At 73.2% G+C, this 23,956-nt stretch carries 21 protein-coding genes; 17 read left to right on the forward strand and 4 right to left on the reverse strand.

Features of this window, described 5'->3' with window-relative positions:
* Window positions 1-156: 156 nt before the first annotated feature.
* The 6 genes from D459_RS0102415 to D459_RS0102440 all read left to right on the forward strand — a co-directional run bounded on the left by D459_RS0102415 (window position 157) and on the right by D459_RS0102440 (window position 7,670).
* Window positions 157-345 (forward strand): hypothetical protein, encoded by a 189-nt coding sequence (locus D459_RS0102415; RefSeq protein WP_017591395.1) that lies wholly within the window; start codon window positions 157-159, stop codon window positions 343-345.
* A gap of 61 nt (window positions 346-406) precedes the next feature.
* Window positions 407-721, forward strand: coding sequence for a twin-arginine translocase TatA/TatE family subunit (locus tag D459_RS0102420; RefSeq protein WP_017591396.1), 315 nt, complete (start codon window positions 407-409; stop codon window positions 719-721).
* A gap of 192 nt (window positions 722-913) precedes the next feature.
* Entirely contained in the window at window positions 914-1,720 is an 807-nt protein-coding gene (gene tatC / locus D459_RS0102425; protein WP_026119992.1) for a twin-arginine translocase subunit TatC, read from the forward strand.
* 63 nt (window positions 1,721-1,783) lie between these two features.
* Window positions 1,784-2,149 (forward strand): DUF397 domain-containing protein, encoded by a 366-nt coding sequence (locus D459_RS0102430; RefSeq protein ID WP_017591398.1) that lies wholly within the window; start codon window positions 1,784-1,786, stop codon window positions 2,147-2,149.
* A gap of 119 nt (window positions 2,150-2,268) precedes the next feature.
* Window positions 2,269-3,159 (forward strand): diacylglycerol/lipid kinase family protein, encoded by an 891-nt coding sequence (locus tag D459_RS0102435; RefSeq protein ID WP_017591399.1) that lies wholly within the window; start codon window positions 2,269-2,271, stop codon window positions 3,157-3,159.
* Window positions 3,160-4,811: 1,652 nt separating this feature from the next.
* Window positions 4,812-7,670, forward strand: a complete 2,859-nt coding sequence (locus tag D459_RS0102440; protein ID WP_017591400.1) for a DEAD/DEAH box helicase — start codon at window positions 4,812-4,814, stop codon at window positions 7,668-7,670.
* 79 nt (window positions 7,671-7,749) lie between these two features.
* Here the strand turns inward: D459_RS0102440 and D459_RS30445 are convergent, their stop codons facing one another.
* On the reverse strand, window positions 7,750-8,241 hold the full coding sequence (locus tag D459_RS30445) for an ATP-binding protein (protein WP_081620419.1): 492 nt from the start codon (window positions 8,239-8,241) through the stop codon (window positions 7,750-7,752).
* A gap of 182 nt (window positions 8,242-8,423) precedes the next feature.
* Between D459_RS30445 and D459_RS30450 the strand changes: the two genes are divergently transcribed.
* The 7 genes from D459_RS30450 to D459_RS0102480 all read left to right on the forward strand — a co-directional run bounded on the left by D459_RS30450 (window position 8,424) and on the right by D459_RS0102480 (window position 16,005).
* On the forward strand, window positions 8,424-9,260 hold the full coding sequence (locus tag D459_RS30450; RefSeq protein ID WP_017591402.1) for a helix-turn-helix domain-containing protein: 837 nt from the start codon (window positions 8,424-8,426) through the stop codon (window positions 9,258-9,260).
* Entirely contained in the window at window positions 9,232-9,411 is a 180-nt protein-coding gene (locus tag D459_RS0102455) for a DUF397 domain-containing protein (protein ID WP_017591403.1), read from the forward strand. Before D459_RS30450 ends, D459_RS0102455 begins: the two co-directional genes overlap by 29 nt.
* Before the next feature lie 144 nt (window positions 9,412-9,555).
* Window positions 9,556-10,719, forward strand: coding sequence for an acyl-CoA dehydrogenase family protein (locus D459_RS0102460; RefSeq protein WP_017591404.1), 1,164 nt, complete (start codon window positions 9,556-9,558; stop codon window positions 10,717-10,719).
* 340 nt (window positions 10,720-11,059) lie between these two features.
* Window positions 11,060-12,292, forward strand: a complete 1,233-nt coding sequence (locus tag D459_RS0102465) for an ABC transporter ATP-binding protein (RefSeq protein ID WP_026119993.1) — start codon at window positions 11,060-11,062, stop codon at window positions 12,290-12,292.
* A complete protein-coding gene (locus tag D459_RS0102470) occupies window positions 12,285-13,592 on the forward strand; it encodes an ABC transporter substrate-binding protein (protein WP_017591406.1) in 1,308 nt (435 codons plus the stop codon). The genes D459_RS0102465 and D459_RS0102470 overlap by 8 nt, the downstream gene beginning before the upstream one ends.
* A gap of 125 nt (window positions 13,593-13,717) precedes the next feature.
* Entirely contained in the window at window positions 13,718-15,079 is a 1,362-nt protein-coding gene (locus D459_RS0102475; protein ID WP_017591407.1) for an ABC transporter permease, read from the forward strand.
* The gene (locus tag D459_RS0102480) at window positions 15,076-16,005 is read left to right on the forward strand and encodes a carbohydrate ABC transporter permease (protein WP_017591408.1); all 930 of its coding nucleotides are present in this window, start codon (window positions 15,076-15,078) and stop codon (window positions 16,003-16,005) included. The genes D459_RS0102475 and D459_RS0102480 overlap by 4 nt, the downstream gene beginning before the upstream one ends.
* 113 nt (window positions 16,006-16,118) lie before the next feature.
* Here the strand turns inward: D459_RS0102480 and D459_RS0102485 are convergent, their stop codons facing one another.
* Entirely contained in the window at window positions 16,119-17,360 is a 1,242-nt protein-coding gene (locus tag D459_RS0102485) for an ABC transporter ATP-binding protein (RefSeq protein WP_017591409.1), read from the reverse strand.
* Window positions 17,361-18,016: 656 nt separating this feature from the next.
* On the opposite strand from D459_RS0102485, the gene lnt reads away from it, so the two are divergent.
* From lnt to D459_RS0102500, 3 genes are all read left to right on the forward strand, one after another.
* Window positions 18,017-19,630 carry an apolipoprotein N-acyltransferase gene (gene lnt / locus D459_RS0102490; RefSeq protein WP_017591410.1) on the forward strand — a complete coding sequence of 538 codons (1,614 nt, stop codon included), beginning with the start codon at window positions 18,017-18,019 and terminating at the stop codon, window positions 19,628-19,630.
* Between the two features lie 111 nt (window positions 19,631-19,741).
* Window positions 19,742-20,254, forward strand: a complete 513-nt coding sequence (locus D459_RS30455; protein WP_017591411.1) for an FxsA family protein — start codon at window positions 19,742-19,744, stop codon at window positions 20,252-20,254.
* A 211-nt stretch (window positions 20,255-20,465) separates the two neighbouring features.
* On the forward strand, window positions 20,466-21,251 hold the full coding sequence (locus D459_RS0102500; protein ID WP_020380029.1) for an HAD-IIA family hydrolase: 786 nt from the start codon (window positions 20,466-20,468) through the stop codon (window positions 21,249-21,251).
* A 176-nt stretch (window positions 21,252-21,427) separates the two neighbouring features.
* Here the strand turns inward: D459_RS0102500 and D459_RS0102505 are convergent, their stop codons facing one another.
* Window positions 21,428-21,811: an RNA polymerase-binding protein RbpA gene (locus tag D459_RS0102505; RefSeq protein WP_017591413.1), complete on the reverse strand. Its 384-nt coding sequence runs from the start codon at window positions 21,809-21,811 to the stop codon at window positions 21,428-21,430.
* Between the two features lie 473 nt (window positions 21,812-22,284).
* Between D459_RS0102505 and D459_RS0102510 the strand changes: the two genes are divergently transcribed.
* Window positions 22,285-23,493 (forward strand): cation:proton antiporter, encoded by a 1,209-nt coding sequence (locus D459_RS0102510; protein ID WP_017591414.1) that lies wholly within the window; start codon window positions 22,285-22,287, stop codon window positions 23,491-23,493.
* 23 nt (window positions 23,494-23,516) lie between these two features.
* Here the strand turns inward: D459_RS0102510 and D459_RS0102515 are convergent, their stop codons facing one another.
* Window positions 23,517-23,921 (reverse strand): nitroreductase family deazaflavin-dependent oxidoreductase, encoded by a 405-nt coding sequence (locus D459_RS0102515; RefSeq protein ID WP_017591415.1) that lies wholly within the window; start codon window positions 23,919-23,921, stop codon window positions 23,517-23,519.
* Between the last annotated feature and the right edge of the window lie 35 nt (window positions 23,922-23,956).

The following is a 23,956-nucleotide window of genomic DNA, read 5'->3' on the forward strand; positions in this document are numbered from 1 at the left end:
CGCCGGGGCCGCTCCCCTCCCCCCTTACTCCGCCGGGAGGTCCGGGGCGGGGGAGCGCGCGCTGCGGGGGCCGCGTCCGGATCGTGACGATTCGGACCACTCCGGGTCATCCGGGGTGCGGATGGGTTTCATGTGCGACCGAGTAAGGTTGTCCCCGTGGTTCCGTTCCTTGGTCTTGCCGCCGTCACCATCGTCGGCCTGCTGGTCCTGGGGGTGCTCGCGGCCCGGGCGCTCGTCGAGCTGCGTCGTCTGGAGGCGCAGGTGGAGCGTACTCGGGCCGAGGTGGGACCCGCATACCGCGCCTACCGCGCGCGAACCCGGAACGCCCGAACGCGGGGCCCGTGATCGCGCGGGGGACCGGGCGTACGATCGTGGGGCGCACGGCGCCTGAAGAGAGGTTTTAGACATGGGTTTGGACGGGCGGACCCTCCTCATCCTGCTGCTGATCGCGCTGATCCTGTTCGGCGCGTCGCGGCTTCCCCAGCTCGCGCGCTCCCTGGGGCGCAGCGCTCGGATCCTCAAGGCCGAGGCCAAGGGGCTGGCCGACGACGACGGCGGCGATGACGACGCCGGGCGGGGGGCCCAGGCGCGGGAGGAGCAGCAGCCGCAGCAGCAGCCGTACCAGCAGCAGGAGCAGCGGAGGCCCTCCTACCCGGATCTCCCTCCGGGGCAGCGGATCGTGAACGAGAAGGGCGAAGCGGTCCGCCCCTACGAGGACTGAGACCGACGGAACACCGACCCCGGCCGGACCCGATCCGCCCGGGGCGGACCCGGTGGAGGCGACGGCCCCGCCGGGCGGAGACGTGCCCGGTGACCCCGGGACGAGGAAAGCGGGCCGGCGCCACCGGCCCGGTGCGAGGAGCGTAAGCGGACCATGCAGCTGGGACGGTCGAAGGGGAACCCCGAGGCGCGCATGCCGTTGATGGAGCACCTGCGGGAGCTGCGCAAGCGGCTGTTCCGGGCGTTCCTGGGGATCGCCGCGGGCGTGGTGGCGGGCTTCTTCGTCTACCAGCCGGTCTGGAACTTCCTGCAGCGCCCCTACTGCGACCTGCCCAGCTCGGTGCGGACCGGCGGTGAGGGCTGCGAGCTGGTCTTCACCGGCATCTTCGACCCGTTCGTGCTGCAGTTCAAGGTCGCCATCGTGGTCGGCCTGCTGCTCGCCTGCCCGTTCTGGCTCTACCAGCTGTGGGCGTTCGTGGCCCCCGCGCTCAACGGCCGGGAGAAGCGCTACACCTACTACTTCATCGCCGCCGCGGTGCCGCTCTTCCTGGCCGGCGCGTCGCTGGGCTACTACATCACCGGTCTGGCCATGCAGGTCCTGTTCGGCTTCGCCACCGAGCAGATGACCGCGATGATCACGATCACCAACTACCTGAACTACATGCTCCTCATGATCATCGTGTTCGGGATGGGGTTCGTGTCCCCGCTGGTCGTGGTGCTGCTCAACCTGATGGGCGTGGTCAGCCAGGCCGCCATCGCCAAGCACCGCCGGCTCATTCTGTTCGTCATCTTCGTGGTCGCCGCGGTGGTCACCCCGGCCGAGCCGCTGTCCATGCTGGCCCTGGCGGTCCCGCTGATCGTGCTCTTCGAGCTCGCCGAGGTGTTCTGCTACTTCAACGACCGCCGCCGCAGGAACGCCGACCCCTACGCCGGCCTGGACGACGACGAGATCTCCCCGATCGAGGACGACGGCCCCTCCGAGGCGGAGCTCAACCGCTAAGGTCTCTCCCGACCGCTCTTCCCGAGGGAGCGGGCAGCAGAACCGGAAGGACGAGGCAGGCGCATGAGTGACGAGAAGAAGCGCGAGCTCCCGCCCGAGGCGATGGGCAACGAGAAGTGGCACGACACCACCGACGCGGTGTGGATGCGCTCCTCGCTCTCCAGGGAGGACTCCGAGGCCATCGTCGAGGTCGCCAAGTTCGACGACGGGTTCCGCGCGGTCCGCGACGGCAAGAACCCGGAGAAGGGCATCCTCTTCTTCACCCCGCAGGAGTGGGAGGCCTTCGTGCTGGGCGCCAAGGACGGCGAGTTCGACATCCCGGAGGAGTACCTCACCGAGGAGGAGGCGCGGATCCAGCGCGGCGAGGTCGAGGTGCACGCCGTCCCGTCGCCGCTGAACAAGAAGCGCGACGGGGGCGCCGCGGACTGACGCGGCCGGGGCAGGGGCGGGAGGCCCCGGGGTGCAACCGGTTCTACCTGTCGGTATCCTCGACCCACTCCGGGACCCGAGCCCGGGCAGGCCGTCCCCGCCCCTGAACGGAACCCCCCATGCCCTCCTCCGTCTCCCTCCTCGTCAACCCCGCCTCCGGAAGCGGCCGCGCCGCGGTGGCCGCCGGCCGGGTGCTCACCGGGCTGCGCGCGCTGGGCGCCGAGCCGACGGTGCTGATCGGCCGCTCCGCCGCGGACAGCGCCAGACTGGCCCGGGAGGCGGTGCGGAAGAGGCCGGACGCGCTGGTCGCGGTAGGCGGCGACGGCATGGTGCACACCGCGCTGCAGGCGGTCGCCGGGACCGACGTCCCGCTGGGCGTGGTGCCCGCCGGGACCGGCAACGACATCGCCCGCGAGCTGGGCATCGGCCGCTCGGCCACCGAGGCCGCGGAGCGGATCGCGCGCGGCTACACCGTCCCCGCCGACACCGTGCACTGCACCGGCCGCGGCGTCGACCTGCACTACCTCAGCGTGCTGGCCTGCGGGTTCGACTCCCGGGTGAACGAGCGGGTGAACGGCTTCTCCGTCCCCATGGGCCGGGCCGGCTACCTGGTCGGCCTCGCCGCCGAGCTGCGCTCCTTCCGCCCCATCCCGTACCGGATCGAGGTGGACGGCGAGGTCCTGGAGGCCGAGGGGATGCTCGCCGCGGTCGGCAACACCCGCTGCTACGGCGGCGGCATGAAGGTCTGCCCCGGCGCGCGCTACGACGACGGGCTGCTCGAAGTGGTGTTCGTGCACGCCGTCGCGGTCTCCGACTTCGTCCGGTTCTTCCCGCGGGTGTTCGGCGGCACCCACACCGAGCTGGACGAGGTGACGGTGCTGCGCGGCCGCCGCGTCACCATCACCACCGGTGGCGGCACCCCGGTGGCCGGCTACGCCGACGGCGAGCGCGTCGGCGATACCCCGCTCACCTGCGAGATCGCCCCGAAGTCGGTGCGCGTGCTGATGTAGCCGCGGCCGGTCCCCCGTTGATCTTGGCGCTGTCGCGGTCTCGCCCCGCCTTGTCGCCGAGTGGTCGTTGCAACGAGGAACTCGGGGAGGGGCGAGGGAAGGGAGGTCCCCGACCGGGTGCGGCCTCCCGCGGGGTGGCGGTTCAGGCGGGCGGCGACGGTGTAGGTAGGGGCGGGGCGGAGGCGGTCGCCCGGGCGCCGGGCCCCACGGGGTGAGGGTTCAGGCGGGCGGCGAGGGCGGCGGTGGGCACCGGCCGGTCGGTCTGGCGCGGCGCCTCACGGGGCGGGGGTTCAGACGGGCGGCGACGGTGAAGGTAGGGCCGGGGTACGGGAGTCGCCCGGGCGCCGGGCCCCACGGGGCGAAGGTCCAAGCGGGCGGCGAGGGCGGCGGTGGGGGACCGGCCGGTCGGTCGGGCGCGGCGCCCCACGGAGCGGAGGTCAAGACGGGCGGCGACGGCGGGAGTAGGGGCGTGGCGGGGGCGGTCGCCCGGGTGTCGGGCCCCACGGGGTGGGGGTTCAAGCGGGCGGCGAAGGCGGGGAGGGGCACCGGCCGGTCGGTCCGGTGCGGCAGAGCAGGGAGGGGCGGCCGGGGCAGGGTGGGGTGGCGGGGTGGCCGTTCCCGCGTCGCCCAGGCGCCGGGGCCGGCCGCCCGTGAAACCGCTGCCCCTTCCCGACCTGGGTGAATACGCAGAGTGATGGCGGTGTGGGGTGCCCTGCGCACCGCGAGAGCACCCCGGTGATTCCCGGGCGCGCATCCTGGGCCGGATCGGCCCCCGGGAGGCCCGGATCGCCTTGATCGAGCCGGTGTTCGGGGGTTCGAGCCGTCCGGAAGGCCGGGATGCAGGGGGCTGGAACCCGGGGAGAGGCGGCGCGGGGACGGGATGTCGCTTTTGTTCTCCCGGGGAGCCCTGTTTGGCCACTCTGGGTGAGCGGTGAGGGGGTGGTGGGGGCCTGGGGGCTTACTACTCGCTGGTAGATGTAATCGGGGTGCTCTCGCGGTGCGCAAGGCGCCCCCGCCCCTGCCTGTTCCCTACCGAGAACCCGGCATAGGGGATAAGGCCACCCTGCTCGGCTCGGGCGGACCCACCCCCACCGCCGGGGCGCCGCGCCCGGGCGGCCGCCTCCGCCCCGTTCCCACCGCTGCCGTCGCCGCCCGCTTGAACCTCCGCTCCGCGGGGCGCCGCGCCCGGGCGGCCGCCTCCGCCCCGCTCCCACCGCTGCCGTCGCCGCCGGTTTGAGCCTTCGCCCCGTGGGGCGCCGCGCCGAACCGACCGGCCGGTCCCCCTCCCCGCCGTCGCCGCCTGCTTGAACCTCCGCTCTGCGAGGCGCCGCGCTCGGGTGGGGCGCCGGGCCCGGTTCCTGCCTGCGCCGTCGCCGCTCGTCTTGACCTTCGCTCCGCGGGGCGCCGCACCCGACCGACTGACCGGCAGGTCGCCCTCCCCGCCGTCGCCGCCCGCTTGAATCTGCACCCCGTGGGGTGCCGCGCCCGACCGGCCGGCCGGTCCCCTCCTGTCCTCTGGTACGCGGTGTTGCAACGGACACCGGAGAGCACCGGCTCTGAGACCGCAACGGCGCCGAGGCCAACGCTGAGGGGCGCCAACGCCGAGGGGCGCGGATTCCGGGACGTCGCTCCGACGCCATAGGCTGGAGGCGATGAATAACCACGCCGCCTCCTACGCCGCCTTCCGCCGGCGCCAGTCCCAGACGAGCACCGTGATCGAGGAGTTCAAGGGGCTCTACGGCTTCGACTTCGACCCGTTCCAGGTGCGGGCGTGCAAGGCGCTCGAAGACGGCGAGGGGGTCCTCGTCGCCGCGCCCACCGGGTCGGGCAAGACCATCGTCGGCGAGTTCGCCGTCCACCTGGCCCTGCGCGACGGCGCGAAGTGCTTCTACACCACGCCGATCAAGGCGCTGTCCAACCAGAAGTACAACGACCTCGTCGCCCGCTACGGGGCGGAGAAGGTCGGCCTGCTCACCGGGGACAACAGCGTCAACGGCGAGGCGCCGGTGGTGGTGATGACCACCGAGGTGCTGCGCAACATGCTCTACGCGGGCTCGCAGACCCTCTCCGGCCTGGCGTTCGTGGTGATGGACGAGGTCCACTACCTCGCCGACCGGTTCCGCGGCGCGGTGTGGGAGGAGGTCATCATCCACCTCCCCGAGTCGGTGCGGATCGCCGCGCTGTCGGCCACGGTCAGCAACGCCGAGGAGTTCGGCGAGTGGCTGCAGGAGGTCCGCGGCGACACCACCGTCATCGTGGACGAGAAGCGGCCGGTGCCGCTCTGGCAGCACGTCATGGTCGGCCGCAGGCTGCACGACCTGTTCGTGCCGGTCGAGGGCGCCGACGCCGGCGAGGACGGGGAGCCCTCGGGCAACGGGCGCAAGCGCAGCCGCAAGCGCGACCGGGACCGCAGCGGCCTGGCCAAACCGGTCGAGATGTCGGTCGGCGGCGAGAAGATGCTGATCAACCCCAGGCTGATGCGGATGGCGGTGGAGGACGACCGGGTCACCCAGCTGGCGCACCGCCGCCGCCACCCGCAGTCCCGCGCGCGCAGCGCCCCGCGCCCGCGCACCAAGCACTTCCCGCCCAGCAGGGTGCAGATCGTCGACGAGCTGGACCGGGACGGCCTGCTGCCCGCGATCACCTTCATCTTCAGCCGCGCCGGCTGCGAGGCCGCGGTGCGCGAGTGCCTGGCCGCGGGCCTGGTCCTCACCACCGACGAGGAGGCCGCGGAGATCCGCGAGTACGCGGAGCGGCAGTGCGCCGACATCCCGCAGGCCGACCTCGCCGTGCTCGGCTACCACGACTGGCTGCGCGCGCTGACCTGCGGCGTCGCCGCGCACCACGCGGGCCTGCTCCCGGCGTTCAAGGAGATCGTGGAGAAGCTGTTCTCCCGGGGCCTGATCCGCGCCGTGTTCGCCACCGAGACGCTGGCGCTGGGCATCAACATGCCCGCCCGCACCGTGGTCATCGAGAAGCTGGACAAGTGGAACGGGGAGACCCACGCCCCGCTCACCGCCGGCGAGTACACCCAGCTCACCGGGCGCGCCGGGCGGCGCGGCATCGACGTCGAGGGCCACGCGGTGGTGATCTGGCAGGCCGGCATCGACCCGGAGGCGGTCGCCGGGCTGGCCAGCACCCGGACCTACCCGCTGGACTCCAGCTTCCAGCCGTCCTACAACATGGCGGTCAACCTGGTCGGCCAGGTCGGCCGGGAGCGCAGCCGCAACATGCTGGAGGCGTCCTTCGCCCAGTTCCAGGCCGACCGCGCGGTGGTCGGCCTGGTCAAGCAGCTGCGCAAGCACGAGGAGGCGCTGGCCGGCTACGCCGAGGCGGCCGACTGCCACCTGGGCGACTTCATGGAGTACGCCGCGCTGCGCAGGCGGCTCAGCGACCGGGAGAACGAGCAGTCCAAGCGGCGCGGGGCGCGTCGCCGGGACGAGGCGGTGGAGTCGCTGGGCCGGCTGCGCCCCGGCGACGTGATCCGGATCCCGGCCGGCCGGCACACCGGTTTCGCCGTGGTGCTCGACCCGGGGCTGCGCGACGCGCTGCCCGCGCCGCTGGTGCTCACGGTGGACAAGCAGGTCAAGCGGGTCAACGCGGCCGACTTCCCGGTCCCGGTGGAGCCGGCCGGGCGGCTGCGCATCCCCAAGGGGTTCTCGGCGCGCTCGGCCAAGTCGAGGCAGGACCTCGCGTCCACGCTGCGCAACAAGATCAACGACGGGACGGTCGACACCCGGGTGGTCAAGGCGCGGCACGGCGCCAAGGAGGAGGACCCGGAGATCGCCCGGCTGCGCGCGGAGATGAAGGCGCACCCCTGCCACGGCTGCGCCGACCGGGAGGAGCACGCCCGCTGGGCCGAGCGGTACTTCCGGCTGAAGAAGGAGACCGAGGGGCTGCGCCGCCGGGTGGAGGGGCGCTCGCACGTCATCGCGCGCACCTTCGACCGGGTGTGCGGGGTGCTGCAGTCGCTGGGCTACCTCGCCCCGGAGGACGGCGACACGGTCACCCCGGAGGGCGCGGTGCTCGCCCGGATCTACTCCGAGCTGGACCTGCTGGTCGCCGAGTCGCTCCGGCGCGGCCTGTGGGACGACCTCACCCCGCAGGAGCTGGCCTCCTGCGTGGCGTCGATGGTGTACGAGTCGCGCCGGAACGACGACCCCTACCCGCGGGTGCCCGAGGGCCGGGTGGCGGACGTGCTGACCGAGATGGAGCGGCTCTGGGGCGAGCTGCAGGAGGTGGAGCGGGACAACAGGGTCTCCTTCCTGCGCCGCCCGGACATGGGCTTCGTGTGGCTGGCGCACCGCTGGGCGCGCGGCGACCGGCTCGACCGGATCCTCGCCGACGCCGACATGCCGGCCGGCGACTTCGTCCGCACCGCCAAGCAGCTGATCGACCTGCTGGAGCAGATCGCCGCCGCGGCGCCGGACGACGGCGGGGTCCGCTCCACCGCCCGCAAGGCGGTGGACCTGGTCCGGCGGGGCGTGGTCGCCTACACCTCGGTGGGCTGACCGGCGGGCCGCCGGAGCGGCGCCCGGTGGCCAGCCCGGGGGAGGCGGGGGCCGGGCGCCGGGCCTCCGCCGGGCGGTCTCAGCGGGCGGCCCCGGCGCGCGCGGGCAGCGGGGAGCGGTCCGGGGTCAGCAGGGTCATGCAGAGCCGGCCGCGGTCGGGCGCGGGGACGTAGAGCCAGTGCGCGGCGATGGCGTCGATGAGCAGCATCCCCCGGCCGGACTCGGCGCCCAGGTCGAGGGCGCGGCGGGCGACGCGGGGGCGGTCGCCCGGGCGGAGCGGCCCCGCGTCGCCGACGTCGATGTAGAGCGGGCCGTCGGCCAGGGCGTAGAGGCGCAGGGAGACGGTGCCGCCGCCCAGGCCGCTGCGGGTGTGCCGCCAGGCGTTGCAGAACGCCTCGTCCACGCAGATCTCGGCGTCGTCCATCAGTGAGTCGGACCAGAGCGGCCGCAGCCTGGCCCGGGTGAGCGACCGCGCCCGCCGCAGCCCGTTTTCGGTGCAGGGGAGTTCTTCGCCCGCATCGAGGGCGAATCGGTGGATCGGCGGGGGAGGAGGAGGGATAAACTGCTCCATGTCTTCACCTCTGGTCAGGTGGGGGCCGCGCCCCGGGGTCTCGTAGCGGCCGCCGGGGTCTTCTATGTCTTCAGTGATCTTGAGCATGCCGACCTGCGGCTTCCACTTCCAGCGGGGATACGTTTCTGGCTCTTTCTGGCTTTCTCGTCCTCATGTGTCTCCAGGAATGACAGCCTGTCTCCATGGCGGAGCAGGTGCATGAGAAGTGGGTCCGGTTCGGGCGGGAGCTGCGGCGTGTGCGCTCGTCATCGGGGATGACGCAGCGCCGGCTGGCGGGTCGGCTGGCGCTGCACTACACCATGCTGGGGAAGATCGAGCGGGCCGAGCGGACCCCGCAGCGGGAGCACGCGGAGGAACTGGACGCCATTCTGGAGACAGGGGGGACCTTCTCCCGTCTCTGGCAGGAGGCGTCCCGGCAGGGAAACGTTCCGGACTGGTTCAAGAGCGTCCTCGCGATAGAACGCCGCGCCCAGGAGATCCGCGCCTATGAATCGACCGTCGTTCCCGGGATTCTGCAGATCGCCGAGTACACGCGTGCTCTGGCCGAGGACCGGATGATAACCGCCACTCCGGAAGAGATAGGCGAAATCGTCGAAACGCGCTCCAAACGGCTCGGCGCCGTTCTCGAACAGGGGCGTCCGCTGATGTGGTTCATCGTCAAAGAGGCCGTGTTGTTGGACGTGGTGGGGAGTGAGAGGATCATGCACCGAGAGCTGGGACACATGGCCGAACTCTCGGAGAGCGGCGTCATCAGATTGCAGCTCCTGCCGGTCGACGCCCGCACCAGCATCGGACTCTGTCTTCCGTTCTGGATGTACAGGCTCGACCAGACGAGGACGATCGCCTACGCGGAGCATGCGAAGGGCGGGGAGGTCGTCGACACCCCCGCAGAGGTGGAGGAGTTCCGGACGCTGTTCGGGCAGCTCCAGGCCGAGTCCCTGCCGCCCTCACAGTCCGTCACGTCGATACGCAAGATCATGGAGAACCGCTATGGAGACGTGGAAGAAGAGCAGCTATAGCCACGGCAACGGCGGCGCCTGCGTCGAGGTCGCCGAGGCGCCGCAGGCGGTGAAGATGCGGGACACCCAGAACCGCGAGCGCGGCCATCTGGCCTTCCCCCGCGCCGAGTGGCAGGGCTTCCTGGACTCGGTGAAGCGCGGCCGGCTGTAGCCTCCGCCCCGCCGTCCGGTCCGCGGGCGGGGCGGCGGGATGGGTTAAAGTGCCCCATGTCACCATGTAGTTGGACGACCGAGTAAATACCTCTCGCGAGGCCGTCCACCGGCACGACCTGCCGGTACTACCTGAGGGAATGGCATGGGCGTTGAGCGCACTCTTCCGACTCCGGAGGCCGCCGACCTCCTGGAGCTGGTCCGGGACCTGGTGGACAAGGAGGTCCGGCCCAGGGCGGCCCGGGGGGAGGAGGACGCCGCGTTCCCCCGCGACCTGTTCACCCTGCTCGGCGACTCCGGGCTGCTCTCCCTGCCCTACCCCGGCGAGTACGGCGGCGGGGACCAGCCCTACGAGGTCTACCTCCAGGTCGTCGAGGAGCTCGCGGCCGGCTGGCTGGCCGTCGGGCTCGGGCTGAGCGTGCACACCCTGGCCTGCTACCCGGTCGCCTCCTTCGGCACCGCCGAGCAGAAGGAGCGCCTGCTGCCCGACATGCTCGGCGGCCGGCTGCTCGGCGCCTACTGCCTCTCCGAGGCGCACTCCGGATCCGACGCCGCCGCCCTGTCCACCCGGGCCGCCAAGACCGGCGCCGGCTACCGCATCGACGGCGCCAAATCCTGGATCACCCACGGCGGCGTCGCCGACTTCTACACCCTCTTCGCCCGCACCGGGGCCCCCGGCTCCGGCGCGAACGGCATCGGCTGCCTGCACGTGCCCGCCGCGACCCCCGGGGTCGCCGCCGACGCCCCCGAGCGGAAGATGGGCATGAGCGCCTCGCCCACCGCCGCGGTCCGCTTCGACGGCGCCGAGGTCGGCGCGGACGCGCTCGTCGGCGAGGTGGACAAGGGCTTCGCCATCGCGCTGTCCGCGCTGGACTCCGGCCGGCTGGGCATCGCCGCCTGCGCGGTGGGCGTGGCCCGGGCCGCACTGGACGCCGCCGTCGCCTACGCCGCCGAGCGCAGCCAGTTCGGCCGCCCGATCATCGAGCACCAGGGCCTGTCCTTCCTCCTCGCCGACATGGCCACCCAGGTCGAGGCGGCCCGCGAGCTCTACCTGGCCGCCGCCCGGCGGCGGGACGCCGGGCGGCCGTTCGCCAAGCAGGCCGCGATGGCCAAGCTCTTCGCCACCGACACCGCGATGAAGACCGCCACCGACGCGGTCCAGGTCCTCGGCGGCTCCGGCTACACCCGGGACTTCCCGGTCGAGCGGTTCATGCGCGAGGCCAAGGTGCTGCAGATCGTGGAGGGCACCAACCAGATCCAGCGCATGGTGATCGGCCGCCACCTGGCCCGGGAGGAGCGGGCCGGGTAGCGCCCGGGCGGAGCGCGGGGCGGTGCCGGGGCGTCCGGCGCCGCCCCGCGCCCTTCCCGGGGCCGCCACCGCCTTCCGAACGGGCCGAAACCCCGCCACCGGGGGCTTTCCGCTCACCGCCCCGCGAACGCCGCCAAAGGCGGGAAACAGATCAGTAACAGGGGGCGTCGCCCACTGTTACGCCGGAACAAACGCTGGTACGACAAGGGTCGAGAGTTCGGTGTGGCCCACGGCACAGCCGCGGGCCCGGACCGCGGCCGCACCGCGGCGCGGCGCCCGCCACGGGGTCCGCGGGACCGGCTCCCCGATGCCGAGCGGCGAAGACGGGTGGTGGCTGATCGTGGCGGATGTCCGGCTGGACGGGGTCTACAAGATCTACCCGGACGGCACCAGCGCGGTGAACGACCTGAACCTGGAGATCGCCGACGGCGAGTTCCTGGTGCTGGTCGGCCCCTCCGGGTGCGGCAAGACCACCGCGCTGCGGATGATCGCCGGGCTGGAGGAGATCAGCAAGGGCACCGTCGCCATCGGCGACCGCACCGTCAACCGGGTCCCGGCCCGCGACCGCGACGTGGCCATGGTCTTCCAGAGCTACGCCCTCTACCCGCACCTGACGGTGGAGGACAACATCGGCTTCGGCCTGCAGCTGCGCAAGATGCCCAAGGCGCAGATCGCCGAGCGGGTCGCGAAGGCCGCCGCCACCCTGGGCCTGACCGACCACCTCAAGCGCAAGCCGCGCAACCTCTCCGGCGGCCAGCGGCAGCGGGTCGCCATGGGCCGGGCCATCGTCCGCGAGCCGCAGGCGTTCCTGATGGACGAGCCGCTGTCCAACCTGGACGCCAAGCTCCGGGTGCAGATGCGCGCGGAGATCTCCCGGCTCCAGCGCGACCTCGGAGTCACCACCGTCTACGTCACCCACGACCAGGTCGAGGCGATGACCCTGGGCGACCGGGTCGCGGTGATGAAGAAGGGCGTGCTGCAGCAGGTCGCCCCGCCGCAGGAGCTCTACGAGCGGCCCGGCAACCTCTTCGTCGCCGGGTTCATCGGCTCCCCGGCGATGAACCTGGTCCAGGGCCGGCTGGAGGCCGACGGCGACGGCGCCCTGCTCTCCCTGGGCGACCAGCGGCTCGCGGTGCCCGCCGCGCTGCTCGCCGAGCGCCCCGGGCTGCGCGGGATGCTCGGCCGCGACGTCGCGGTGGGCGTCCGCCCCGAGGACATGGACGACGCCGACCTGCCCGGGGAGGCCCCCGAGGGCACCGTGCTGGAGTCGGAGACCGAACTGGTCGAGGCGCTCGGCTCGGAGCTGCTCGTGCACTTCGCCATCGGCGCGCCGCCGGTGGTCACCGAGGACACCAGGGAGCTCGCCCGGGACGCCGGCGCCGACGAGATCGGCGCGGCCGGCGGGCGCAGCCCGATGATCGCGAAGTTCAGCCCCCGCTCGCAGACCGGCGAGGGGCGGCCGGTGCGGGTCCGGGTGGACACCGCGCGGCTCTACTTCTTCGACCCCGAGACCGGCGCGGGCATCTGGGGGGAGCCCGGAGCGGAACAGCGACGAGAGGGAAGCCATGGCTGAGCACAGGAAGAGGGCCCGCGGCGCCGCCGCCGCGGCGGCGGCGGGGCTGCTGGCCGTGGCGGGCTGCGCCCCGGGCGGCGGCGAGGGCCCGGCGGGCGGCGGCGACCTGGCGGGCGTCCAGCTCAAGGTCGCCGCCAAGTGGACCGGCGTGGAGCAGGACAACTTCGAGGAGGTGCTGGCCGGCTTCGAGGAGCAGACCGGGGCCACCGTCTCCTACGAGCCCACCGGCGAGGACACCGGCGCCTACCTCGGCCCCAAGATCGAGGCGGGCGAGCCGCCGGACGTCGCACTGCTCCCGCAGCCCGGCCTGCTCGCCGAGTACGCGGAGCAGGACGCCTTGGTCCCGCTGGAGGGCGACGCCGCGGCCGCACTGGAGGAGAACTACACCGACTACTGGCGCGAGCTGGGCTCGGTGGACGGCGAGGCCTACGGCATCCTGCTCAAGGCCGCGCACAAGTCCATCGTCTGGTACCGGCCGGACGCCTTCGAGGCCGCCGGGGTCCAGCCCCCGAGCACCTGGGACGACATGGTCGGCACCACGGCGAGCACGCTGTCGGACTCCGGCACCGTCCCGTTCGCGATGTGCGGCGCCTCCGGGTGGACGCTCACCGACTGGTTCGAGAACGTCTACCTCTCGCACGCCGGGCCGGAGAAGTACGACCGGCTGACCGCGCACGAGATCCCGTGGACCGACGACAGCGTGGTGCAGACCCTGGAGACGCTGGCCGACGTCTGGGGCGAGAAGGACTTCATGGCCGGCGGCACCGACGGGGCGGTCCAGACCGACTTCCCCACCTGCGTCAGCCAGGTCTACGGCCAGCAGGACGCGGCCATGGTCTTCGAGGCCGACTTCGTCGCCGCCAACGCGGCCGAGGCCGGCGCCGCCGTCGGCGAGGACGCCCTGGCGTTCCCCTTCCCCGCGGTCGGCGAGGAGCCGCCGGTCGTGGTCGGCGGCGACATCGCGGTGGCGATGAGCGAGAACGAGGGCACCCAGGAGCTGCTCGCCTACCTCGCCTCGCCGGAGGCCCAGTCCACCTGGGCCGGGCTCGGCGGCTACCTGTCGGCCAACTCCCAGGTGGAGTCCTCGGCCTACGCCGACGAGTTCACCCAGGAGCTCGCGCAGACCATCCTGGACGCCGGCGAGAACGTCCGCTACGACATGTCGGACCAGGTGCCCAGCCGGTTCGGCGCCACCGAGGGGCGCGGCATGTGGTCGATCCTGCAAGACTTCCTGCGCGACCCGGGCGACCCCGAGGCGACCGCGGAGGACCTGGAGGCGGCCGCCAAGGAGGCCTCCTGACCCTGCCCTGAGCGCGCCCGGCGGCCCGGCACCCCGGGGCCGCCGGGCCCAGGCGGAGAGCGAGACGGAGAGGAGGGGCGCGGCCGGCGGTCCGCGGGGACCGGGAGGCGCCGCGCCGAACCGGGATGGCCGACACCCCACAGCCGCCGCCCGGCGCCGCCCAGGGCGCGCCGCCGGGCGCCGAGGACGAGGAGCGCGCCGGGACGCTGGGACCGCCCCGGTGGCTCTCCCTGGTCTTCCTGCTGCCCGCCCTGCTCTTCCTGGGCGCCTACATGGTCTATCCGATCCTGTTCTCGGTGTACCGGAGCCTGTGGGACGCGGCGGGGACCCAGTTCGTCTGGTTCGACAACTACGCCGAGATGTTCACCAGCCCGGGCACCTTCATCGCGCTGCGCAACAACGCGGTGTGGGTGGTGGTGGCCCCCATCGTGGTCACCGTCGCCGGGCTGATATTCGCGGTGCTCACCGAGCGGATCAGGTGGGCCACCGCGTTCAAGCTGGTCGTGTTCATGCCGATGGCCGTCTCCTTCCTGGCCTCCGGCGTGATCTTCCGGCTCGTCTACGAGCAGGACCCCGAGCGCGGCCTGGCCAACGCGGTGATCACCACCGTGCAGGACACCGTCTCGCCGGCCGGCGCCTACCCGGACGCCCGGCCGCGCGAGGAGGGCGACCTGCCGGCCCTGCCCGGCGGCGGCTACCGGGCGCCCGGCGAGGTCTCCGCCGGGCAGGGCGTCGCGATCGGCCTGGTCGGCGTCGCCCCGGACGACCTGCCCGGGGACGCCGCCCCGGCTGCGGAACCCCGGCCGGGCGGGCCGGACGCGATCACCGGGACGGTCTGGCTGGACTTCACCCCCGGCGGCGGGGGAGAGGAGGGCGCCGTCGACCCGGAGGAGAAGGGCCTGCCCGGCATGGAGGTGCGGCTGGTCTCCGGCGGGGAGGTCCGGGCGACCGCCCGCACGGCGCCGGACGGCTCCTTCGCCTTCGAGGACGTCGGCTCCGGCGCCCACACCGTCCAACTCTCCGAGCGGAACTTCACCCCGCCCTACGCCGGGGTGACCTGGCTGGGGCCGACCCTGGTCACCCCGGCCATCATCGGCGCCTACCTGTGGGTGTGGGCCGGGTTCGCCATGGTGCTCATCGCCGCGGGGCTGGCCGCCATCCCGCGCGACGCGCTGGAGGCCGCCCGGGTGGACGGCGCCACCGAGTGGCAGGTGTTCCGCCGGGTCACCGTGCCGCTGCTCTCCCCGGTGCTGATGGTCGTCTTCGTCACCCTGATGATCTACGTGCTGAAGATCTTCGACCTGGTGTTCGTGATCGCCCCCGGGTCGGTGCAGGCCGACGCGAACGTGCTCGCCCTGGAGATGTGGCGGGTCGCGTTCGGCATCAACGACCAGGGGCTGGGCAGCGCGCTGGCTGTCTTCCTGCTGGTCCTGGTCATCCCCGCGATGGTCTTCCAGATCCGACGGTTCCGCCGGGAGGGGTCATGAGCGACGACGCCGCGACGACGGAGGCGCCGCCCGCCGCGGGCGGCGGGCCGGAGCCGGGGGCGGAGGGGGCGCCGCGCAGGACCGTGGCGGCCCGGCTGACCGGTGCGCTGGGCTCGGGCCTGGCGCAGCTGCTGCTGGTGCTGATCGCGCTGTTCTGGCTGGTGCCCACGCTGGGCCTGTTCGTGTCCAGCCTGCGCACCCCGGCCGACAACGCCTCCTCCGGCTGGTGGACGGCGCTGCTGGAGCCGGCCCAGCTGACCCTGGAGAACTACGCCCGGCTGCTGGACAACGCGGTCTTCACCGGATCGTTCCTGAACACGATCCTGATCACGGTGCCCTCCACGCTGCTCATCGTGGTCATCGCCGCGCTGGCCGCCTACGCCTTCGCCTGGCTGGAGTTCCCCGGCCGGGACTGGCTGTTCCTCGGCGTGGTCGCGCTGCTGGTGGTCCCGCTGCAGGTGGCGCTGGTGCCGATCGCGCAGCTCTACGGCGGGCTGGGCATCTACGGCTCGATCGCCGGGGTGGTGCTGTTCCACGTCGGCTTCGGCCTGCCGTTCGCGATCTTCCTGCTGCGCAACTTCTTCGCCGCCATCCCGCGCGACCTGCTGGAGGCGGCCCGGATGGACGGCGGCAAGGAGTTCACCATCTTCCGCCGGGTCATCCTGCCGCTGGGCGGCCCGGCGATCGCCTCGCTCACCATCTTCCAGTTCCTGTGGGTCTGGAACGACCTGCTGGTCGCGCTGGTCTTCGCCGACGCCGCCAACCAGCCGATGACCAAGGCGCTGCAGGCGGAGATGCGCCAGTTCGGGGCGAACATCGACATCATCTCCTCCGGGGCGTTCATCTCGATGCTGGTGCCGCTGGTGGTCTTCTTCGCCTTCCAGCGCTACTTCGTCCAGGGCGTCATGGCGGGCGCGGTGAAGTAGCCGCGCCGGGGTACGGCGCCGCGGGCCCTCCTGCGCGGAGGGAGGGCGCGCGGCGCCGCCTTCGCGCCCCGCCCCGGGAACGGCCGGGCCCCGGGGAGCCGGGGAGCGGCGGGTCAGGCGTCGGCCGGGCGGCCGATGGCCAGGCCGCTCTCCTTGTCGAAGAAGTGCAGCTGGGTGACGTCCACGGCGAGCGTGATCGACTTGCCGGGGGAGACCTCGCTGCGCGGGTTGACCCGGGCGGTGAACACCGAGCGGTCGCCGGAGAGCGGCAGCGAGGCGGCCCCCTCGTCGTCCTCCCCGTCGCCGGCCGCGTCGGCGGCCAGCGCCGCGGCGTCCTCGTGCTGCACCGGCGGGGCGTCCACCCCGAAGATGACGTTGATCTCGGTGCCCAGCTCCTCGGTGACGTCCGCGGTGACCTGGATCGTCGCGGAGTCGTGCGCGGCCAGCGCGGCGTCGTCGAAGTCGGAGGGGCGGATGCCGAGGATGAGCGAGCGGCCGAAGTAGTCGCGCAGCCCCTCGCGGGAGTCGAGCACCTCGGCGGGGACCGGCAGCTTGTGCGAGGCGAAGGAGAGCACCCCGGCGTCGCCGTCGCGCTGCAGCTCGGCGCCGACGAAGTTCATCGCGGGGGAACCGATGAAGCCGGCCACGAACAGGTTCACCGGGTTGCGGAACAGGTTCTTGGGCGTGTCCACCTGCTGCAGCCGGCCGTCGCGCAGCACCGCGACCCGGTCGCCCAGGGTCATCGCCTCGACCTGGTCGTGGGTGACGTAGACGGTGGTGACACCGAGACGCTCGTGCAGCTGGTTGAGCGAGGCGCGCATCTGCACCCGGAGCTTGGCGTCCAGGTTGGACAGCGGCTCGTCCATCAGGAACGCCTGCGGCTCGCGGACGATGGCCCGGCCCATGGCGACCCGCTGCCGCTGGCCGCCGGAGAGCGCGGCCGGCTTGCGCTTGAGGTAGGTCTCCAGGCCGAGCATGGCGGCGGCCTCGGCGACCCGGCGCTGGATCTCCGGCTTGGCGATCTTGCGCAGCTTCAGGCCGAAGGCCAGGTTCTGCTCGACCGTCATGTGCGGGTAGAGCGCGTAGTTCTGGAACACCATGGCGATGTCGCGGTCCTTCGGCGGCCGGTCGTTGACCACCTCGTCGCCGATCCGCAGCTCGCCGGCGCTGATCTCCTCCAGGCCCGCGATCATCCGCAGCGCGGTGGACTTGCCGCAGCCGGAGGGGCCGACCAGCACCATGAACTCGCCGTCGGCGATCTCCAGGTCGAGGCCGTCGACGGCCTTCACGCCGGTGGACCCCTTGCCGCCGCCGGGGTAGACCTTGTCGACGCCGCTGAGGGCGATCTTCGCCATGGGACCAGCTCCCGTGTCCGTACCTGATCGATCGCCGATCGATCTTGAGCGTTGTGTCGATCACATCGAACAGCATCGGACGCGATCTGTCGATGCTCCGCCCGGTTTCGATCCGGTTTCGGTCACGCGGGCGGTTCCGGGCGGAGCCGGCGACCGCCTCGTTCACCTCTGGTTTCCATCCCGTTCCACGAGTGGCGTGGAATCGGTGGGTGCTGTTAGCCTGTCGGCGGTTATCCGATTCCAGGGCGCCGTGTGCGCCCGCCGGCGCATGCCGGGCCCGATCGGCCCGGTTCCGTGCCGGGCCGGTGCGGCCGGGTCCGACACGGGCGCCGGGGGTTGCAGCGGACACTCGGGAGTCTGGGTAATCTAGCGAACCAGTCCAGCACTGGACGGACCGGTTGAGCGGTCCGGGACTTGCCCCGCCGGCCGCCGCGCCACGCACCAGGTGCGGCCGGGGGCCGGGTAAGGACCGGGGTGCCGCGACCGGGCGGGGGGTTGGACCCGGAAAAGGCCCGAACATCCAGTAGACAACGGTCTCCGCGCTCGCCGCCGACGAGACGGATCCGGTCCGAAGGGTGCTTCGGGCCTTTTCCGCGTCCCCCCATACCGCCCCGCTCGGCGCGGGGCGGTGACAAACGGTGGAAAGCGAGTCGAACGTGGTAGCCCAGGGCGCCCTTCCCGACACCGGCGACGCCGGAGAGGAACCGACCGCCTCCACCCCCCGGAGCCGCTTCCGCCTGCCCGGCCGGTCCGCTCTGCCGAGCGCCGCCGCGGCGGTCGGCTCCGGGCTGGCCCAGCTCCTCGCGCTCCCGCCGTACGGCCTGTGGTGGCTCGGCCCGATCGGCGTGGCCCTGCTCGGCTGGGCGCTGTACGGGGTGCGCCCCCGCCGCGCCGCCTGGCTCGGCCTGCTCTCCGGCGCGGTGCTGATGGTCCCGCTGCTCCGCTGGCAGGACGTGTTCGGCGCCGACGTGTGGCTGGCCATCGCCGCCGCGGAGACCGTCTACTTCGTCCCGATGGCGATGGGCCTCTCCCTGCTCTACCGGTTCCGCTGGTGGCCGCTGTGGACCGCGGCCGTCTGGATCCTGCAGGAGGCCGTGCGGGCCCGCTTCCCGCTCGGCGGCTTCCCCTGGGGCAAGCTCGCCTTCGCCCAGCCGGACACGCCGCTCGGCGGCTACGCCGCCTGGGGCTCCTCCGCGCTGGCCTCCTTCGCCGTGGCGCTGACCGGCACCCTGCTGCTGGCCGCGGTCCTCAAGGCCGCCCCCGCGCCGCGCAGCGGCCGCGCCCTGGGCGCCGCCGCGGGCCTGCTGGCCGGCGCGGTCGCGGTGACCGCCGTCGGCGCCGCGGCCCCCCGGATCGGCGCGCCGGCCACCGACCACACCGCCACCGTCGCGATGATCCAGGGCGACGTGCCCAACGCCGGCGAGATGGACATCCTCGGCGAGCGGATGCAGGTGCTGCGCAACCACACCGAGGCGGTGCACGAACTGGCCGCGGAGGTGCGGGCCGGCGAGGCCGAGCGGCCCGACCTGGTGGTGCTGCCGGAGAACGCCAGCGACATCGACGCCTACACCGACCCCGAGGCCGCCGAGCTGATCACCGCCGCCGCCCGGGACATCGGCGCCCCGCTGCTCTTCGGCATCACCCGCTACAGCGAGGACGGCTCCCGGCGGGAGATCCGCAGCGTGGTCTGGGACCCCGAGACCGGCCCCGGCGAGCACTACACCAAGCGCTTCCTGGTGCCCTTCGGCGAATACGTCCCCTACCGGGACTTCTTCACCCGGTTCGTCTCCCGGCTGGAGCAGGTCGGCAGCGACGCGGTGCCCGGCACCGAGCCCGGCGCCCTGGAGCTCAACGGCACCACGGTGGGCGCCGCGATCTGCTTCGACGTCGCCTTCGACGCCCCGGTCCGCGAATCGGTGCAGGCCGGCGGCGAGATCATCGTGGTCCCCACCAACAACGCCAACTACAACTTCACCGGCCAGTCCGACCAGCAGCTGGCCATCACCCGGCTGCGCGCGATCGAGCACGGCCGCCCCGCGGTGGTCGCCTCCACCAGCGGGGTCAGCGCCTTCGTCGACGAGCGCGGCGAGGTGGTCTACCGCTCCCCGGAGGCCGAGCGGGACTGGCACGTCGCCGAGCTGCCGGCGAAGACGGGCTTCACCCCGGCCACCCGGCTCGGCCCGGTGCCCGAGGCGCTGCTGTGCGCCGCCGCCCTGGGCGCCCTGGGCGCGGCCCTGGTCTCCGCCCGCCGGGCCCGCCGCGCCGGGTGAGGGGCCGAGCGCGAAGGTGAGAACCGGGTGAGGACCGGCCCGCCCGGGAACGCCGCGCGCCCGCGGCGCGTTCAACACGGTGGGAAGCGGAATCGTTCGAGGATGGTGCCCATGCCGCTGCTGATCGTCCTGGCGCTGCTGGCGCTGCCGTTCGCCGAGATCGCGCTGATGATCGCGGTCGGCTCCTGGATCGGGGCGCCGTGGACCATCGCCCTGCTCTTCCTGCTCTCGGCCGCCGGTGTGCTGGTGCTGCGCCGCGCCGGGACCAAGGCGTTCCGCGAGGCCGACGCCGCGATGCGCACCGGCACCCCGCCCGAGGGCGGCCTGCTGGGCACCCTGATGCTGATGGTCGGCGGCATCCTGCTGGCGATCCCGGGCTTCCTCACCGCCGCGGTCGGCGCCGTCCTCGCGCTGCCCTTCACCCGGCCGCTGCTGCGCTGGGCGTTCGCCTCCTGGGCCGAGCGGCGGATCAAGAAGATGGGCGTCACCGTGCACGGCGCCTTCCCGGACGGCTCCGGCGTCCCCGGCCAGTGGAGCGGGCCCGAGCGCGAGGCCCCCGGCCGCGGCAAGGTCATCCAGGGCCGCTTCACCGACTCCCCCGAGGAGCCCGGCGCCCCCGCCTGACCCCGCCCCGCTCTCCCGACGAGCGCGGCGCCGCGGGCCCTGCCGGAGCACTCCGGCGGGGCCTCGGCGCCGCGCTCGTCGCCTCGGGGCCTGTGCTTCCCCGGCCCGGAGCGGCTGTGTGCTCGGTCCCTTCCGGTGCGCCGGGGTCGTTTCCACCCGTGACTCAGGGGACAATCGAGACGTGAGCAATGAATCGGGCTGGAACTTCCTGATGGACATGGACGGGGTCCTGGTGCGCGAGGAGCACCTGGTCCCGGGGGCCGACGCGTTCGTCGCCGAGCTGCGCGACAACGGGATCGGCTTCATGGTGCTGACCAACAACTCGATCTACACCCCGCGCGACCTCCAGGCGCGCCTCAAGCGGACCGGGCTGGAGATCCCCGAGGGCTCCATCTGGACCTCGGCGCTGGCCACCGCCCGGTTCCTGGACGAGCAGCGCCCCGGCGGGTCGGCCTACGTCGTCGGCGAGTCCGGGCTGACCACGGCGCTGCACAACATCGGCTACGTGCTGACCGACCGCGACCCCGACTACGTGGTGCTCGGCGAGACCCGCACCTACAGCTTCGAGGCGATCACCCGGGCCATCCGCCTGGTGGAGAACGGGGCCCGGTTCATCGCCACCAACCCCGACGAGAAGGGGCCGAGCCGCGAGGGCTCGCTCCCGGCCACCGGCGCCGTCGCCGCGCTGATCGAGCGGGTCACCGGCCGCGCCCCCTACTACGTCGGCAAGCCCAACCCGCTGATGATGCGCTCGGCCCTGCGCACCCTGGGCGCCCACTCCGAGAGCACCCTGATGATCGGCGACCGGATGGACACCGACGTCCGCTCGGGCCTGGAGGCCGGGCTGCAGACCATCCTGGTGCTCTCCGGCATCTCCGACCGGAACACCGCCGACCTCTTCCCCTACCGCCCCACCAAGGTCCTGGACTCCGTCGCCGACCTGGTCGGCACCACCCACGACCCGTTCGGCTCCATCGCCGCGGCGGAGAACGCCTAGCGCGCCGCAGGGGACCGGGACCCGCCCGGGGGCCCTCCCCGGAAACGGGCGCGCCGCCCCGGGGCGGCCCTGACGGGCCCCGGGACGGCTTCGGGCGGCGGCCCCGGCAGGGCCGCCGCCCGATATCGACCACCGCTCCCCGCGAGCGCGGGGCGCCTGGAACCGCCTCCCCCGGGTCAGGCGCTCTTGCGCTGGGCCGCGATGGCCTCCATGTGCTCCTGCTCCTCCCTGCGCCGGTCGCGCAGGAGCTGGAGGCGCTCGGCGAGGACCTCCTCCAGCTCTTCCATGCTCCGCCGCTCCAGCAGCATGTCCCAGTGGGTGCGGGCGGGCTTGGCCTTCTTCTCCTGGGGCTCCTGGCCGTTGACCATCAGGGCGTTGTCGCCGCAGAAGCGGCATTCCCAGTTGGGCGGAGTCTCGGCCTCGGTCGCGAAGGTGACGGAGAAGCGATGACCCCGAGGGCAGTCGTAGGTGACCTCCTGGCGCGGGGCCAGGTCGGTGTTGCGGTCGTTCTCGTAGCTCGTCGCCCCGAGCCGGGTACCGCGAAGTGCTCGCTCGGCCATCGTCTGCATGCCTCCAGGCGCTCTAGCGGTCTTCGTGGATGTAACGTGCCGGTCCGTGTCAAGATTCCCCGGGCGACGGTGATCCAACCGTGCGATAATGGCCTGTCGCTCGGGCCCCGGGCCGCACCGTGCGCGTCCTCCTCGGGGGCCGCCCCTGGTCGCGTCGGCTCACGCCAAGGCCGTACGCGCGGTGGTCATGACCCCCGGATCGGGTGCAACGCCCCCCGCCGCCGCCGGATTCCCGGACCGGCGGCCTTTCCCGCCTTTCTCCGCCGCCGGTTCACTCCGGCACCACCCGCCCCAGGGCGGCGATCCTGGTGTCGCGGGGGCGTCAGGGCGCCCTGATGCCCCCGCAACGCCAGGATCGCCGGGGGAGGGGCGGGCGCGGGGCGCGTGTCGCAGCCGCCGGGCGGCGGCCGCCCTGCATAGGGTGCCGCCGACGGGGAGGCGGCACGGGGGCTTGAGGGGGCGCCGTGGAGGGGGAGTCGGCGGAGACGCTGAGGATGCTGCTGGTCATCCTCACCGCGGCGTTCCTGGCGCCGCTGGTGAGCGATCGGATCGCCCGCTGGGTGGTGGTCCCGGCCACGGTGCTGGAGATCCTGTTCGGCATCGCGCTGGGCCCCGCGGGCGCCGGCCTGGTCCACGAGACCGAGGCGGTGGCGATGCTCTCCGAACTCGGGCTGGCGCTGCTGATGTTCATGGCCGGCTACGAGATCGACTTCGACCGGATCAAGGGGCGGCCGCTCCGCCGGGCGCTGCTGGCCTGGCTCTGCTCGGTCGCGCTGGGCATGGCGGCCGCCGCGCTCTTCTTCGGCGCCTCGCAGACGGCCCTGATCATCGGCCTGGCGCTGACCACCACCGCACTCGGCACGGTGCTGCCGATCCTGCGCGACTCCGGGGCGCTCGGCGGCGCCTTCGGGACGCGGTTCCTCGCCTCGGGGACGGTGGGCGAGTTCGGTCCGATCGTGCTCATCGCCCTGCTGCTCAGCGGCTACCGCCCGATCGAGGGGACGCTGCTGCTGGCGGTCTTCTTCGCGCTCGCCGGGCTGGCCGCCTGGCGCGCCACCCGGCCGCCCTCGGAGCGGCTGGGCCGGCTGCTCCGCGCCACCCTGGGCTCCAGCGCCCAGCTCGCGGTGCGGCTGTGCATGCTGCTGGTCGTGCTCCTGGTCTGGGTCGCCTCCAGCATGCGGCTGGACGCGCTGCTCGGAGCGTTCGCGGCCGGGGTGATCGTGCGGCTGATGCTGACCACCAACCACCCGGAGGAGGCGGAGGCGGTGGAGTCGAAGATGGACGCCATCGGCTTCGGCTTCCTCATCCCGCTCTTCTTCGTGGTCACCGGGGTCCGCTTCGACCTCCCGGCGCTGCTCGCCGACCCGGTCGCCCTGCTGCTGGTCCCGCTCTTCCTGGCCGCGCTGCTGCTGGTCCGGGGCGGGCCGGAGTACCTGCTGTCCCGGGGCGAGGTGTCCGGGGCCGAGCGGCCCGCGCTGGCGCTGTTCTCCGCCACCGCGCTGCCGCTGCTGGTGGTGCTGACCACGATCGGCACCGAGTCCGGCGCGCTGGACGGCGCGGTCGCGGCGGCCCTGGTGGGCGCCGGCATGCTCAGCGTGCTGGTGCTGCCGCAGGTGGGCGGCGCCCTGCTGCGCCGCGAGGCGGCGCACCCCGGCGGCCCGGAACGGGATTAGCAGGCCGCCGGAGGGCCACCGGGTCAGCCGGCCCGGTCCAGCACCACCACCGGGATGTCCCGGTCGGTCCTGGCCTGGTACTCGTCGTACTGCGGCCAGGTCGCGGCCATCACCGGCCACAGCCGCCGCTTCTCCTCCGGTGAGGCGGTGCGCGCCCGCGCGGTGAACCGGTCGCCCCCGACCTGCACCCCGACCTCGGGGTCGGCGAGGATGTTCCGGTACCACTGCGGGTGCTCGTCGGCCCCGCCCTTGGAGGCCACCACCACATAGGAGTCCCCGTCCCGCCGGTAGATCAGCGGTGTACTGCGGGGCAGCCCCGAGGAGCGGCCGGTGGTGGTGAGGATCAGCACCGTGGTGCCGTTCCAGTCATGGCCCTCGGCCCCGTCGGTCTCCTGGTACCTGCGCACGTGCTCCTTGCCGAAAAGCATCGTCCCCCCTGCGGAACTCTCCGGTGGCCGGGCGC

The sequence above is a fragment of the Nocardiopsis potens DSM 45234 genome, assembly GCF_000341105.1.
GTDB classification, from domain to species: Bacteria; Actinomycetota; Actinomycetes; order Streptosporangiales; family Streptosporangiaceae; genus Nocardiopsis_A; species Nocardiopsis_A potens.

Excerpts from the sequence above, each read along its gene's own strand:
- D459_RS0102420 (WP_017591396.1), top strand. The coding sequence starts at position 407 with ATGGGTTTGGACGGGCGGACCCTCCTCATCCTGCTGCTGATCGCGCTG.
- tatC (WP_026119992.1), top strand. The coding sequence starts at position 914 with ATGCCGTTGATGGAGCACCTGCGGGAGCTGCGCAAGCGGCTGTTCCGG.
- D459_RS0102430 (WP_017591398.1), top strand. The coding sequence starts at position 1,784 with ATGAGTGACGAGAAGAAGCGCGAGCTCCCGCCCGAGGCGATGGGCAAC.
- D459_RS0102435 (WP_017591399.1), top strand. The coding sequence starts at position 2,269 with ATGCCCTCCTCCGTCTCCCTCCTCGTCAACCCCGCCTCCGGAAGCGGC.
- D459_RS0102440 (WP_017591400.1), top strand. The coding sequence starts at position 4,812 with ATGAATAACCACGCCGCCTCCTACGCCGCCTTCCGCCGGCGCCAGTCC.
- D459_RS30445 (WP_081620419.1), bottom strand. The coding sequence starts at position 8,241 with ATGGAGCAGTTTATCCCTCCTCCTCCCCCGCCGATCCACCGATTCGCC.
- D459_RS30450 (WP_017591402.1), top strand. The coding sequence starts at position 8,424 with ATGGCGGAGCAGGTGCATGAGAAGTGGGTCCGGTTCGGGCGGGAGCTG.
- D459_RS0102455 (WP_017591403.1), top strand. The coding sequence starts at position 9,232 with ATGGAGACGTGGAAGAAGAGCAGCTATAGCCACGGCAACGGCGGCGCC.
- D459_RS0102460 (WP_017591404.1), top strand. The coding sequence starts at position 9,556 with ATGGGCGTTGAGCGCACTCTTCCGACTCCGGAGGCCGCCGACCTCCTG.
- D459_RS0102470 (WP_017591406.1), top strand. The coding sequence starts at position 12,285 with ATGGCTGAGCACAGGAAGAGGGCCCGCGGCGCCGCCGCCGCGGCGGCG.
- D459_RS0102475 (WP_017591407.1), top strand. The coding sequence starts at position 13,718 with ATGGCCGACACCCCACAGCCGCCGCCCGGCGCCGCCCAGGGCGCGCCG.
- D459_RS0102480 (WP_017591408.1), top strand. The coding sequence starts at position 15,076 with ATGAGCGACGACGCCGCGACGACGGAGGCGCCGCCCGCCGCGGGCGGC.
- D459_RS0102485 (WP_017591409.1), bottom strand. The coding sequence starts at position 17,360 with ATGGCGAAGATCGCCCTCAGCGGCGTCGACAAGGTCTACCCCGGCGGC.
- D459_RS30455 (WP_017591411.1), top strand. The coding sequence starts at position 19,742 with ATGCCGCTGCTGATCGTCCTGGCGCTGCTGGCGCTGCCGTTCGCCGAG.
- D459_RS0102500 (WP_020380029.1), top strand. The coding sequence starts at position 20,466 with ATGGACATGGACGGGGTCCTGGTGCGCGAGGAGCACCTGGTCCCGGGG.
- D459_RS0102505 (WP_017591413.1), bottom strand. The coding sequence starts at position 21,811 with ATGGCCGAGCGAGCACTTCGCGGTACCCGGCTCGGGGCGACGAGCTAC.
- D459_RS0102515 (WP_017591415.1), bottom strand. The coding sequence starts at position 23,921 with ATGCTTTTCGGCAAGGAGCACGTGCGCAGGTACCAGGAGACCGACGGG.